Here is a 14,197-nt window from a genome sequence, read left to right as displayed (position 1 = left end):
GTAATAAATTGTGATATTGCGGCACGCATTCGGACATGTCTGCATTAGGATTCGGAAAAATCCTAATTCGGAAATTTCCCTATGCCAACCGCAGCCCCTGAATCCGAGTTCGGACCGCCGCGAGCGTGGGTCGCGCGGACGCGGTGGTCGTTGGCGACGACGCTTCCTTTGGTTGCCGTCATGTTCGGCGCCGTCTCACATGCCCATGCGCAGAAACGGAACCCGTCCGAGGTGCCATCGGCGCCAGTTGTGCAGTTGATCGTCAAGGAGTCCGGCGCGATCAGATCAGCCGCGGCCATTAACGGCGGCGGGGATGAGATGCGACGCGTCCAGCAGTGGTCGGCAGCGGCGCTGCAACCGTTGACATCCAAACGGGTCATGAGCGGAGGCGCGCGCATACTTCGGTTGAGCACGCCGCTGACGGCAAGTGACGCCGCCGCAGTGGCACAGCGGCTCAGGGCCACGGGTGCGTTCGATTATGTCGACGTCGACTACCGCATTCACTTGGCTGGCGTGCCAGCCAACGATACCTACCTGTCGCAGCAATGGAACCTGTCACCAGCTACCTCGTCGCGCGGCGGGGCGGATGTCTTCGCTGCGTGGCAGCGCATGCCAACCGGTGGCAGTGTGACGGTGGCTGTCGTCGACACCGGTATTACTGCTCACGAGGATCTGGATACCTCTCGTCTTGCCGCGGGCTACGACTTCCTGACTGCTGAGACATTGACGACGACAGCCGATGCAAAAACCGGAAAATTCCTGCCGGCCGGCTTCGTGAAGAACGATGGCATTGCTGACCGGGATGCCGACCCCTCCGATCCGGGAGACTGGGTCACGGTGGACGATGCGACAAACTACCCCGATCTTTGTGGTCCTGCGGTTCCAAGCAGTTGGCATGGCACCTATGTGAGCGGCATCATCGCCGCCACGCGCGGCAATGGCTTGGGCATCGCAGGTATTACGCCGTTTGCCAGGATTTCGAATGCGCGGGTGCTGGGCCGATGCGGTGGCGTGACTTCGGATCTCATTGACGCAATGCGCTGGGCAGCGGGTATCGCAGTCCCCGGCGTGCCACTGAATGCTGAGCCAGCGAAGGTCATCAACCTGAGCCTGGGTGGTTACAGCCCATGCGGTCCGGCGTTGCAGCAGGCAGTCAACGATGTTCGCGCGCGCGGCGTGGTGATCGTGGCGGCAACGGGAAATGATGCGGCCATGGGCGCGGGTGCTCCCGCGAATTGCTCTGGGGTCATTGGGGTAACCGCGCACACGCCAGAGGGCGACAGCGCGGACTATGCCAACGTCGGTACCGGAACAATGCTGAGCGCGCCGGGCGGGGGGAGGGGCGTGCTGATGACGGGCAGTCAGTTGAGCGTATTGTCGACAGTGAATCTGGGCACGACCACACCAACCGGATCGGGATATGGGCTCAAAACCGGGACCAGCATTGCGGCACCTCATGTGACCGGCGTTGCCGCAATGCTGCTGTCGGAGAATGCTTCGTTGACGCCGGACGACATCGCATCATTGCTTACGCAATCGGCACGCCCGTTTCCTGCTGGATCCTGGTGCCAGAGCCGTCCAGGCACGTGCGGAGCAGGCATGCTCGATGCGGATTCTGCGCTGGCGCTGTTGTCTGGGCAGCCAGTCGTGCATGTCGCGGCAAGTGCCGACACTGTGCAACCCGGAGCAACACTTACCCTTTACGCGAAGGGAGCACCAGGCTTCAAAGTGAGCGGGGCCACTATCCAGTGGTCGCAAACGGCGGGCCCGGCAGTGTCGATCACGCCAGTGACTTCGGACAGCAGCGGCGCGACAGCAGTATTGCCAACTGCCGGCACATACAGCTTTGTCGCGACGATCCGCAATGACGCAGGCAGTGTGGCGACCGATACGGTGACTGTTGCCGCGACCGCCCCTGCATCCGCGTCGCCGGGCAGCAGTGAAACCAGTAACGGCTCGCCAGGTGGGAGCGATTCTGGTGCCTCTCCGCCGCCGGCGGGTGGGGGCACGGGTGGCATGGCCTCCCAGGCCGGAGGTTCAGGCGGCGGCGGTGCGATCTCCCCAGTCTTGGCATTGCTGCTGTTGTTCGCTGGCGGCCTGGGCTATGGACTAAGGAACAGCCGAAGCGCATAGCGTGGCTCTGGAACCGGTCCGGATAATGTCAGGCAAGGAGTAAGTCGGGGGTGCGTTAGGCAGCGGTCGCCTGGAATGCGTCAAGATCCGCCTGAAATGCTTTCATGGCCTCGCTCTGGAGCAAGGCTTGGTCTTGTGGAAACGGGGCGTCGAAGTCAAAGGCTGCTGTGCTGTAGGTGACCTGCATGGAAGCCAGCGCTTCGGCTAGTGCCCGGGCTTCCGGCGACCGGTGCATCCGTAACTGCCAGATGGCAGTGTCCAATGGACTGTCCAATACATTGGGCGTTGGCGGGCAGATCGCGGTGATGAGTTTACGGGCAAGCCTGAACGCCACTACATAGGCACAAACCGCTGCCTGTCGCCAGCTCGCTTCGGTTGTGGAGTTGGCGAGCATTGACACGGAAGCGGTCAGATCGGCCAGCACTGTTGGTGACCCGGCAAGCGCAGCGTCGGGATGGGCAATTGGGCCCACATCGATCAGCAGCGACGGCGGCACCACCCGCTCGAAGCTGGCGCCTAGTGCGCGGTGTACGACGCGCGTCAATTGTGCGCACCGGAAAATATCCGCCGCAAGGTGGAAGCAAAGTGCGGCGCGTTCCTTGTCGAAGAAGATCACTCTTGCATAGGCGGTATGGGCATTTGATTGGTCCAGAACCTCGATTGCCACCTTCGCACGCCCAAGCCATTCGTCGTTATAGTGCAGCGCGGCGGAAAGCTCCTCGAGATCGTAGTTCACGTTGCTCGGGCGGATCATCCGCGCTGTGCCCTGGGTGCCTGTGCCTGTACCTAGGCTGGGCGTCGTTGGGTTGCCTGGAGTGGAATGAAGCTGCTTGATTCCAGTGGCCATGCGTCTTTCCCCCTTCGTTGCCCGTTGATTCAAATGCAAATGCCAGATCACGCACCTGTCGCCGGACATGTGAGTGCAGGGCAAGTATCGACGCTTGCCATGATCGACTGGGCAAGGAAACATCGGAAAATAAGAGTGGAATATTCCTAAATGAAAACTGCTCGGCACAAGCGGCGGGTGCGCCATTGTCGTGAGTAAGCTGCCGTTAATCTGGAGCGCGAGGGATATGATCGCTCCGGCACATGTGACGGCGTTGCGGCACGGGTTGTGGAGGGCGCCTATCTTGCGCAGGGACGAATTCTCGATGCAGAGAATTCAGGCAGGATTTCAAGAGTGATCGGCTCGTTCGGCGAGCCATATCGTCTCGACAGAGAATTGGTGCTTATTGAATCATGGCGCCATATCACTGCACGTCGCCATGGTTTTCATCGCTTCCTGTTTCATCGCCGCAATCAGTCTCGTCGTTCTTGTTGCCTGCATCTTTCTATTGGTGTCGTACGATTAAGTCCGGCGGCCCATCGCGCTGGGCATCATTCCGCCTTTCGAGGCGCGCGGATGCGATATGCTGCGCTGCAGCAATGCACATGAATCGAAAACTCGGAGTTATCCTAGTGCAATTGCGGAATCTTCTCGATGCGGCCATAGCGTATGGCAATGACAATAATCCATAGGGAAGCTACGAATTTTCCCGTGGTTCAATCAGTCATCGAACCACCTTACAGGTATGGAGAAGTCAAAGATGATTACCGTCCTCATTGTCGACGATCACCCAGCAGTCCGACTCGTTATCAAGACGCAGCTATCGCAAGTGCTCGGCGTTTCATCCGTGCTGGAAGCCGACAATGGCCAGGCGGCGATCGACGTTGTGCGGCAGTGCAAGCCCGATCTGGTTATCCTCGATCTCGATATTCCGAAGATCAATGGGCTTGAGGTGATCCCTCGCCTAAAGGCCATCCAGCCCGGTATCCGGGTGCTTGTGATTTCGGGGCAGGATCCGATGACCTTTGCTCCTCGCGCCATGCAGGTGGGCGCAAAGGGCTTCGTCAGCAAGATGCAGGACATGACGGACATCATGCGCTGTGTGGAATCTGTCCTGGCAGGCTATACGCTCTTTCCCGCCGAGGTGGTTGAATCCGGTGCCGTGCCCGGCAAGGCCCGCGAAGATAGCGAACTGCTGCAGCAACTGACTGACAAGGAGATTCAGATCATGCAGATGCTGAGCAAGGGAATGTCGAACAAGGCCATTGGAGACTCGCTCTTCATCAGTAACAAGACCGTGAGTAGCCACAAGACGCGCATCATGGAAAAGTTACACGTCACGACGTTGCTGGAGCTGATCGATTTTGCGCGGCGCTGCAATATTGCACCTTGAGATGAGGTGTCGTTATGTCACGGGTGATCATCTCAGGTGAGGAATGGAGTGGCGCGGAGCGCGATGAACTCGCTGCAAGGCTGACGTCACTGGGGCTATTCACAGAAGCGGCAAGCGCTGCGGCATCCACGGATGCCGCGGACGTCGTCGTCGTTCGGTGGCCGCTATCAGCGGCATCGCAGGCTTGCCTGTCCGTTCATTCACCTCCCTGTTTGCGACTGCTGATGTGTGATACCGGCAATATTCCGGCGCAGTTGCCCCCGTCTATCGATGCGGTGCTTCCCCTCCACGCAGGCACGGTGGTGATTGCGGAAACGTTTGCTGGTCTTGGCTTCGTGCCATTCTCGGCGGCCGATGGAGAACGCCTGTGGCCAGCACTCGATGCCCTGACCGGGGGCGACGCCGATATTCGTATGGAGTTGGTGCAAAGCCTTGTCCTCACCAATACCGAGGACCTCGCGGCACTTTCGGCCGCTTGCCATGCTCTCGATTGGGATCAGGCGCGGGCCATGGCGCACCGGATCAAGGGAACCGCCCGGATGCTGGATTGCCAAGCTACGGTGGCGGTCTGCCAGGCCATTGAAACCGCTTCGATCCGGCAAGACGGTGATACGGTCACTGCCTTGGTGCCATTGCTGACACAGGCGATTCAACGCCTTCTTGCGGCGCTGGCCGCTGTACCGGACTAGCCGTACCACGCGGCCAAGCTGGCGGGGCAGCGACTCAGTTGGCGTCCGCCGCCGGAATGCCGCCAGCCAGACCTAGCAGATCGGCACGCACCTGTTCCAGGACAGGTTGCCAGTCGCGATACGTCACCTGCCGATAGAGTCTGGTGGTTGGATACCACGGGCTGTCCGATCGACCCAGCAGCCATTGCCAGGAAGCGTTCACGTCGAGCATCACCCAGGTCGGTTTGCCGAGGGCGCCCGCAAGGTGCGCGACGGACGTGCACACTGTTATCACGAGATCAAGACTGGAAATCAGTGCGGCGGTGTCGTCGTAGCTACGCAGTTCCGCGGTGTGATCACGGATATCGAAATCGGGGACGCTTGCCAGTTCCGCCACCCCATCGATCTGCATGCTGTGGAACTCGATGCCGGGAAGGTCGCGGAGCGCACCGGCCAGCTCAGCGACAGGCACCGCGCGAAGCGGATTGCGCTGGTGGCCACGGCTGCCGCTCCAGACCACGCCGACGTTGAGCTTGCCAGACGCCGACAGGCGTTGCGCCCACGCGCTTGCGGCGGCAGCGTCCGCACGCAGATATGGCACATCGGCGGGCAACGTATCCAGCTCGGTGCCAAGTCTTAGAGGCGCGCTACAAAGCGGCAGGTGATAGTCGAAGCGGGGCAGACTGGGAGTGTCATGCGGGATGACCTCCGGGATCACGTCCGCAAGACTGCGCGAGAACAAGGTATGAAGCTTCGAGAAGCAGCAGTAGTGCAACTGTCCACCTTGCTGTCTGACCAGCTCCGCAATCCCGGGAACGAAGCGGACAAACTGCATCGCGTCACCGAAGCCCTGTTCGCCCCACAGAAACAGCGTCTTGCCAGCGAGGGATTCGCCACGCCAGATCGGTGCCTTCAGATCCGGGAATGTTCCCTCCAGTTCTGGCGAAGCCCAGCGGTGTTCGAAATTGATCAGGCCATTGCGATAGTCGCCGTGCAGCATTTGCAGCATGGCGAGATTCCAGATGATGCCGCCCGAAACTGGCGCCTGCATCGCTGCCTTCTCCATCAGGGCCAGCGCATCTGCCCATTGGCCAAGCTCCTTGAGCGCATTTGACTGCGCTTGCAAGGCGAGCGGCATCGTTGGGGCCAGGGCGCAGGCGCGCCGGGCCGCCAACGCGGCGTCATCCGGGCGACGCAGTTTCAGCAAGGCATCCGACAGGTTGATCCACGCCAGGGGATTGGAAGGCTTCAGTTCGATGGCCCGACCGATCGGTGCCATGGCTTCTTCGGTCCGGCCTGATTGCAAATATGCGGCGCCGATGTTGTTGCAGAGATTGTCGAGGTCAGGGTCTAGCGCATGTGCTTTGGCATAGGCATCCAGTGCCTGCTCGTGGAAGCCGCTGTGATGCAGGGTGAGCCCGAGTTGAAACCAGGACGTCGCGGCTTTGGGTGCGCGTTCGCAAAGATGCCTGGCAATGTCCGCACCGCGCGTCAGGTCGCCCGTTGCCGCGAGTGCCTCGCACCAATCGGACAATTCAGCTTCATCAAGTGCTTCCGGGCCGGTTTGCTGAAACCAGTCCACGGCCGACTTCGCATCTCCGGCGCACAGGGCCAGATGAGCCATGCCAGCCAGCGCCCGCGAATGATCCGGGAGCGTGGCAAGTACCTGTTCAAGGGCGGTTCTTGCGCTTGCCGTGTCGCCGAGTTCCACGTGCAGCGCGGCCTGCGCAACGATCGCATCCATGGAATCCGGCGTTCTTTTTAGCCAGTCTCGTATCCAATGCGCGGCCTGTAGCAGCGCCCCTTCGCGAAGCCATGTGTGAACCTGACCCAGGGCGTCGTGCCCGGGACGGGGCGCTTCCTGTGCCGTGGATGCCATTGACTGAGAAGTGACTCGTTCGGTGATAGCCAGCAAGCTGGGTGTCATTTCCGATGACCGGGGCGCGCGAATGGTAGCTGGAATCATGCCGCGAGTACCGATTTGCCGCAAGGCGCAAGCGCAAGCGCGAGCCCTGGCAACCCAGGCAGCCCTGGGTGCCCACGGCGGTTGATGGTTGCCGCCAGCGTTGTCTCCAGTGTGGCCATGTCGACAGGCTTGATCATCACGGCATCCATGCCGCATTCGATTGCGTGCGCACGAATCTCCGGTTGAGCGCTGGCCGTATAGCCCAGGATTGGCAGCATGCGATATGGCAAATTACTCGAACGGATCGTTCGCGTCAGCGTGGGGCCATCCATGTTGGGCATGGAGTAGTCGCAGATGATCAAATCGAAGGTAGCGTCCGCCAGCTTTTCAAGCGCCTCGCATCCGTCACTTGCGCTGAACGGGCGATGGCCGAGTTTCTCCAGCTGCCGCTGCAGCAGGATGCGGTTTGGCGCATGATCATCGACGATGAGGACGCGCAGTGCCTTGCCGGGCTTGGAGGCGGGCTGATGTCTCTGATCCGATTGCAGGACCGGCGCGACTTCGGCGGCGATTGGCAACTCGATCGTCGCGGTGACCGTCGTGCCTTTGCCTACCTCGCTGGTGATGCCGATCGTGCCGTGCATCTTGGTCACCAGCCGTTGGCAAATGGACAGACCCAATCCCGTACCTCCGGCGGAACGCTTGGTGTCGCCGATCTGCGTGAATGGCTGGAATAGTTTCTTCAATCCATCTTCAGGAATCCCGGTGCCGGTATCGCTGACCGAGAACGTCAGGCTTTGACGATCCGCCGTGAGATTGGTGGCGCCGAGCCGGATCACCACCGAGCCGCGGTCGGTGAAGCGCACCGCGTTCGACACGAGGTTATTGAGGACTTGCTTGAAACGAAGCGGGTCAACCATGTGGCAAGGGGCCACGGCATCATCGACGATGGCTTCAAGCTGGACGCCCTTGCGCGACGCTGCCAGCCCGAAGAGGCTCGTGACGTCGCCGATGAGCTGGCGCAGTGGCGCTGGCTGAGGCGACAGCACGAACTTGCCGGCTTCCATCTTCGACGCGTCGAGGATGTCATCGATCAGCCCGACCAGCGATTTTGCGGACTCCTGCGCGGTTTCCACCTGAAGGCGGTCGTCGTCAGGCAGGCGCTTGTCCTGAAGCGTGAGTTCCAGCATACCCAGGATGGCGTTCATCGGTGTGCGGATCTCGTGACTGATGGATGCCAGAAATGCGCTCTTTGCACGATTGGCGGCCTCGGCGCGGTCCTTGGCGGAAGCCAGTTCGGTGACCATTTGCTGGCGTTCGGTCATGTCGATCCATCCGCCGATGATGCCCACCACGCCGCCCGTGGCATTGCGAAGTGGTTCCACCCAGTTCAGCACGATGCGTTCCTTGCCCTCGATCATGAGGGATCGGTCGAGCGTGGCCGCCTCGCCAGTCGCCAGGACCTTGCGATAGGTCTGCATGCTCAACGGGATGTCGCCAAGCTTCAGCGGCATCTGGTCAATCGTGCGCCCACGCATCTGCTTGCGGCCACAGCCGAGGGCACGCTCGAATGCCGCATTGCAGGTCATGAGCCTGAGGTCGGCATCGCGCAGATAGATCGGCTGCGGAATGGCGTCGAGGATGGAAGTCTGAAAGGCAAGCTGCTCTTGGAGGACGGTTTCCATGCGGCGGCGGCGCTGGATCTGCTGTCGCAGTGATTGCGACCACAGCAGCGATATCGCCAGCAACACCAGGCCCGCGCTCAGGCTGAACCACGCCCAGGAGGGCAAGGTCTCCGCACTACCTGCAATGCTGCGGGGCTCGGACCAGCGCAGACGCAAGGCGTTGATGTCCTCCCGCGACAGGCTGAGCAACGCCTTGTTCAGAATGGCCAGCAACATCGGCTCATCGGCGGGAACGCCAATGCCAACATTGAGTGGCGAGCCACTGATGGGCGCGACAATCCGAAGTGCTTCGGGATAGGACTCGCGTATCAGGTAGTTGGCGGTCATCATGTTGCCAAGCGTCGCATCGGCGATGCCCGTGGCAACCATGCGGTAGGCGTCACGATATGACCCGGCCTTGACAACCTGGAGCGGCACGGTTGCGCGAAGCCGGTCAATGATAGGGTTGGGCAACACGACGGCAACGCGCTTGCCGGCAAGATCCAGGATGTTGTTGATCCCGTGTTGCCGAACGTGCGCCACGATGGCCCAGTACCCCTGGAAGTAGGGCTCTGTGATGGTCAGGCCGTCGGTACGCACGGAGGGACCATCAACTGGCACGATTGGCTGAATCGTGGGTGTGGTTGCGTGGTCGGGGTCGCTATTGCCATCGGCGCGGACAGGCTCGAATCGCAGCCCCGTGCGCTCTTCGATCTTGTCGAGTACCTGCACGCTGAGTCCCACCGATTCGCCATGCTCGTCGGAAAACACGAACGGAACCCGGTCATTGGTAGCGCGGTATCGAACCACGGGATGCGTGGCGATCCATGCGCTTTCTTCCGCGGTGAGGTTCAGGGCCTTGTCGAAGTGCGGCATCAATGTCGTGGGCACCCAGTGGGTCGAGATCGCCAGACGCGTGGGCTTTGGAATTGCGTGGATTGCCGCGTCGAACCGCGCGCGCAGCGCTGAGTCCCGGACGAGGAACGACAGGTCGCCGACGGAGAGTCGCGAGACGTTCACCGCGACCAGGTTCGGGATGCCATACTGCGCGGTGATATAGCTGGCAGCCGTGGCGTTTGACAACAGCACGACGTCTGCGCCAAGCGACAGCTGCGTCAGTGCGTCCAGCAGGGTGGCATAGGACTGCAGTTTGCGCCCAGGGTAGGCTGCCAGGATGGCTTGAGGATCCAGCTGGCCATTCACATATCCAAGCGTCTGATTCCCAACCAGCTTGTGCGCCGTACTGCGGGTTGCGATCTCGATGATCTGGTTCGGCGTGAATCCGATGGCGCCTTGTGCCGGTCCCGTCTGGCCCGGATCGGTTGCGACCACGTCAATGGCATTGTGGGAAAGGTCGTAGAGCGCGGCATCTCGGGTGGTGTACGCGCGGACTTCGACCTTTGCATGCAGCGTGCTGGCGATCATCGCGAGATAGTCGGCGGAGATGCCCTCGTAGTTGCCATCAATACCAACGAGATCGAACGGTGGCAATCCGTTTGCCATCACGCCGATGCGCAGCAGCATCGGGTCTTTCGGCTTCTGGAGTGGCGATGACACGGGTGCGGGTGAAGACGCGCCATTGACCCGGATGCTTGTCTTCAATGTCAACGGGTGAGATGGCATGGCCAGATCACGGCGGAGTTCCGCCTGCGCGGGATGGGCGGTGCCAAGTGCCAGGAAGACGAGTGCGAGCATCGCGCCGATCACCCGCCACATCTTTTGCCAAAGGGGGTACGCCGTCTTCACAGAGACGGCCTGGCGTACAGCCGGTGAAGGGGAATTCGGGTTTGACATGGTGCTTCTCGATAACAACGCCGGGCGTGCTTGAGGCTTCTGGGATTGGCGACTGGGTACGCCTGGCGTCGATCGGCATGTGGCCCCAATGTATTGGGATGCTGACGACCGAAGTCTAGGAACGCCATTGCTACGCCGGTGACGGACATGTCCGCAAATCAATGCGGAAACTTCTGAATGCACAAAAAAGACGCACAGCGTCTCCCGCAACGCTGCCGCGTCATGGCTGTCGGAGAACAGCCTGTGCGAGAGTGGATGTGGCCGTCCGGCCCTGGGAGTGACTTGCAGCGCGCCGTGACGAGAGTCAGGCGCGCTCGCAGCGAAGTTCGAATCGTCGGTTCCCGGAGACCAGCATCGGATTGCGTCGCAATGCGCTCCGGGGCGATGCCTCTATGCCTCGATATATCTGGAGGACTGGTGTGAGGACTTTCGAGATCCGGTTACTGCGCTTTGGAAGCGGCTGGCGTGCCACAAGTGAACGTCAGCTTGCGAGGGTCGTTGGTCGGCGATCCAGACCGGTACCCGTCAACCGAGCCAACCGGCACTACCGGTGCGTCCTTGCAGATGTCGTTTGCTACCTTCATGCAGGTTTTCGAGCTTTCGAGCAGCCCGGTGCAACTCACCTCATAGGCCTGGCCGGTGATGTCCGACCGCTGCACGGCATTCAGGGTGTACGTCGGGCCGCTCTGCGTAGCGCAGGCGCCCAGCGTTGCGATCAGTGCGCCGAGGACTGCGGCCTTCAATGTGATGATGTGAAAGTGTTTCATGATTCAACTCCTTGAGTACTGGGTCCCGCTCCAGCCAGGCTTAGCGCCACTGGGCTGGAAGCGGGAGATCTCATTTCTTACGTGTAAAGGGCGGTGGTGATTACCACTGCATCGAGCCACCGACACCTACCGTGGTGCCACCAGCGCTCATGCCCACGCCAGCGCGCACCTTGACGTTCTCGGTGACGCGGGCCGTTGCGCCGATCGCCACGGCATGCTGCCCCTGGTACGATCCGCCACCAACGCCAAGCGCAAGCGTCTTGTCCTTGTCCACGTCCGGGATCATGGTCAGCGCGGTTGCCGCCGCGACACCTGCGTACGCCTTGCGGGACACGACATTCATCGAGTTCTCGACGTTGTTGATGCGCATGTCGGTGTACTGGTTGGCCTGGGAAACACCGGTGTTCAACTGGTTCACGTTGACCGCATCGGTGCCAGCGGTACCCGCCGCCACGTTTGTGATCTGACGCTCGTTGCCAGCGGAGCCCACGGACACCGAGTTTGCACGATCAGTGGTCGATCCCGCGCCCAGCGCCACGCTGTTGTCGTGGGTTGCCGTCGAGTTCGCACCGATGGCCGTCGAGTTGTTGCCCGATGCCGACGCCGTGTTACCCATCGCCACACCGTTATTGCCGGTGACGCTCGCGTTGGCGCCCGATGCCACACCCGTCGTGCCTGCCTTCACGTACGCCTTGTCAGCATCCGTGTTGGTGCCATCGGCCTGGAAGTAGCGCGTGTTGGCCTCCGTCTTGCTGATTGTGTCGCCCCAGTTGTTGACCGTGGTCTCGAGGTTATCGACACGGGTATTGGTCTGGTACAACTGCGCGCCGTTGACCGCATCCGTGCTGTTGGCCGACACATCGCCCTGGTGCACGTTGCTGATCGTGGTGCCACCGGTCTGGCCGCCGTCGGTCGACGTGGTGCCTTCCAGTGTCACGTGATCCTTCGGCGAGCCGGACGCGCCGTCGTACTTCACGGCACGGTCATCGGTGGTCGGCGTTGTCGACGTATTGACCGAGCTGATGGCCGCCTGCAACTGCGCCACGTTGACCGCGTCGCTGGCCGTAGTACCGGCTGCTACACCCGTGATCTGGCGATAGACGCCGGCTGCCGGGTTACCGACCGCGAAGACACCCGTCGTACCCATCGTGTTCATCACCGCGTTAGCCAGCGTGGTATCCGCACCGACCGGCACCCAGCCCGCGATACCGCCTGCGGTGCTTGCCAGCGAGCCAGAGCCCAGCGCCACGCCACCGGCAACCGACGCGGATGCGCCTATGCCCGCGGCAAGCGAGTTCAGTCCCGTTGCGCCGTCGTTGGCGTAGTTGGCACCTTGCACACCACCGTCGTTCACGCTGTAGTAGTGCGTCTTCGATGCATCCACCGTCGTGTTCAACTGATCGACGTTCACCGCGTCGCCGCCGCTGGTGCCGGCTGCCACGTTGTGGATCACCGTGCCGCCCTGCCTCGTCGTCGTGTTGTACGTGTCACCACCCAGCGTCACGCTGTTGTGGGTGCTGTCGTCGTACTTCACGGCGTTGTTGTCCAGGTTGTCGACCTTCTGGTCCACGCCCTTGAGCTGTGCCACGTTCACCGCGTCGCTGTCGGCCGTACCGGCTGCCACACCCGTGATCTGGCGGAACTGGCCGTTGGCCGCATCGCCCACCGACACCGCGCCTAGCGTGCTGGTCGTCGCAGCGATCGCCGCGCCCTGCGCCGTGCTTGCGCTCTGCGGCACGAACCCGGCCACACCTGCTGCCGTGCTTGCCACCGAGCCGGAGCCCAGCGCCACGCCGCCATCGGCCGTCGCCTTGGCGCCCACACCAGCGGCCAGCGCGTTCACACCCGTTGCGCCGTCGTTGGCGTAGTTGCCACCCTGCACGCCGTTGTCGTTCACGCTGTAGTAGTGCGTCTTCGAGGCGTTGAGCTGATCGACGTTCACCGCGTCGCCGCCGCTGGTGCCGGCTGCCACGTTGTGGATCACCGTGCCACCCGTCTTCGTCGTCGAGTTATAGGTATCCCCACCCAGCGTCACGCTGTTGTAGTTCACCGTACCCGTCGTCGGATCCACGTCGTACTTCACTGACGAATCCGCAACCTGCGTCAGCTGGCTCACGTTCACCGCGTCGGTGGCATCCGTGCCAGCCGTCACGCCCGTGATCTTGCCCGAGCCACCTTCGTTGATCGTCACGGTGCCGAACTTCGGTGCATCCGCCATCTGCAGCTGAACCGCGCCCGTAGCCGGATCGGTCACCGTCTTCAGGTTGTTGCCCGAGTAGGTACCGGCAGTCGTGGCTGCGCCAGCGATCATCAGCGTGTCGCCCAGGTTCGTGTGAACCGCCGCGCCACTGTTGCCCGCGAAGTTCAGACCCTTCGCAGTCAGTTCGCTACCTTGCTGGTTCAGCTGGTCCACGTTCACCGCGTCGCCGCCGCTTGTGCCGGCTGCTACGTTGTGGATCACCGTGCCGCCCTGCTTGGTCGTCGTGTTGTACGTGTCACCGCCCAGCGTCGCGCTGTTGTAGTTCACCGCACCCGTCGTCGGATCCACGTCGTACTTCACGGCGCGGTCGTCAAGGTTGTTCACCTTGCCATCCACTGCCTTCAGTTGCGACACGTTGACCGCATCGGTATCACCCGAGCCAGCGGCCACGTTGGTCACGCGACGTTCGGCGCCTGCCGAACCGACCGACACTTCGCCCACCGGGGCCATACCAGCGACGGTGGCGGCGTTTGGATTGTATGCAGGCTTGGTCAGATCGGCCGTCGTGGTGCTGCTCGCACCGAGCGCGACGCTGTTGGTAGCCGTTGCGGAAGCACCGGCGCCGAACGCAGCGGATTTGAAAGCGCTGGCTTTGGCGTTGTAACCGGCGGCAATACCTTGCTCACCGGAAGTCGTCGCATAGGGACCAATGGCCGTTGCTTCCAAGTTCGAGGCCTTCGATTGCACACCGACGGCAACCGAATCGTTGCCGGTTGTCGTTGCATACGGGCCCAGCGCAGTGCTATAGCCCGCGGCGGCTGACGATCCGTATCCCAGTGCGGCGGC

8 protein-coding genes are annotated in these 14,197 nt (G+C 61.7%); 3 read left to right on the top strand and 5 right to left on the bottom strand.

Annotation, left to right across the window (positions count from 1 at the left end; genetic code table 11):
- Positions 1-150: 150 nt before the first annotated feature.
- Entirely contained in the window at positions 151-2,133 is a 1,983-nt protein-coding gene (gene mprA, locus RN01_RS31590; RefSeq protein WP_160171258.1) for an MprA protease, GlyGly-CTERM protein-sorting domain-containing form, read from the top strand.
- A 55-nt stretch (positions 2,134-2,188) separates the two neighbouring features.
- On the opposite strand, the gene RN01_RS31585 is transcribed toward mprA, so the two are convergent.
- Complete coding sequence (locus RN01_RS31585; RefSeq protein WP_080672859.1) at positions 2,189-2,980, bottom strand: hypothetical protein; 792 nt, start codon at positions 2,978-2,980, stop codon at positions 2,189-2,191.
- A 739-nt stretch (positions 2,981-3,719) separates the two neighbouring features.
- Here RN01_RS31585 and RN01_RS31580 point away from each other — a divergent pair.
- Together RN01_RS31580 and RN01_RS31575 are read left to right on the top strand one after the other, a co-directional pair.
- On the top strand, positions 3,720-4,352 hold the full coding sequence (locus RN01_RS31580) for a response regulator transcription factor (protein WP_017511291.1): 633 nt from the start codon (positions 3,720-3,722) through the stop codon (positions 4,350-4,352).
- Between the two features lie 14 nt (positions 4,353-4,366).
- Complete coding sequence (locus tag RN01_RS31575; protein WP_080672860.1) at positions 4,367-5,041, top strand: Hpt domain-containing protein; 675 nt, start codon at positions 4,367-4,369, stop codon at positions 5,039-5,041.
- Between the two features lie 34 nt (positions 5,042-5,075).
- On the opposite strand, the gene RN01_RS31570 is transcribed toward RN01_RS31575, so the two are convergent.
- The 4 genes from RN01_RS31570 to RN01_RS34970 form a co-directional block, all read right to left on the bottom strand.
- The gene (locus RN01_RS31570) at positions 5,076-6,764 is read right to left on the bottom strand and encodes a tetratricopeptide repeat protein (protein WP_017511289.1); all 1,689 of its coding nucleotides are present in this window, start codon (positions 6,762-6,764) and stop codon (positions 5,076-5,078) included.
- A gap of 218 nt (positions 6,765-6,982) precedes the next feature.
- Entirely contained in the window at positions 6,983-10,285 is a 3,303-nt protein-coding gene (locus RN01_RS31565) for a transporter substrate-binding domain-containing protein (RefSeq protein WP_231582335.1), read from the bottom strand.
- 539 nt (positions 10,286-10,824) lie between these two features.
- Positions 10,825-11,151, bottom strand: a complete 327-nt coding sequence (locus RN01_RS31560) for a hypothetical protein (RefSeq protein ID WP_017511287.1) — start codon at positions 11,149-11,151, stop codon at positions 10,825-10,827.
- Positions 11,152-11,251: 100 nt separating this feature from the next.
- Positions 11,252-14,197, bottom strand: a 2,946-nt coding sequence (locus RN01_RS34970) for a YadA-like family protein (protein WP_039016853.1), incomplete at its 5' end; no start/stop codon positions are given.

It is taken from the genome of Cupriavidus sp. SHE (genome assembly GCF_000812445.1).
Classification (GTDB): Bacteria; Pseudomonadota; Gammaproteobacteria; order Burkholderiales; family Burkholderiaceae; genus Cupriavidus; species Cupriavidus metallidurans.
Note: the sequence above shows the minus strand (reverse complement) of the source record. Positions and strands in the feature narration are given on the sequence as shown.

What these genes read in the sequence shown, in the direction of transcription:
- RN01_RS31565 (WP_231582335.1), bottom strand. Translation starts at nt 10,285, where the DNA reads ATGCTCGCACTCGTCTTCCTGGCACTTGGCACCGCCCATCCCGCGCAG.
- RN01_RS31570 (WP_017511289.1), bottom strand. Translation starts at nt 6,764, where the DNA reads ATGGATGCGATCGTTGCGCAGGCCGCGCTGCACGTGGAACTCGGCGAC.
- RN01_RS31575 (WP_080672860.1), top strand. Translation starts at nt 4,367, where the DNA reads ATGTCACGGGTGATCATCTCAGGTGAGGAATGGAGTGGCGCGGAGCGC.
- RN01_RS31560 (WP_017511287.1), bottom strand. Translation starts at nt 11,151, where the DNA reads ATGAAACACTTTCACATCATCACATTGAAGGCCGCAGTCCTCGGCGCA.
- RN01_RS31585 (WP_080672859.1), bottom strand. Translation starts at nt 2,980, where the DNA reads ATGGCCACTGGAATCAAGCAGCTTCATTCCACTCCAGGCAACCCAACG.
- RN01_RS31580 (WP_017511291.1), top strand. Translation starts at nt 3,720, where the DNA reads ATGATTACCGTCCTCATTGTCGACGATCACCCAGCAGTCCGACTCGTT.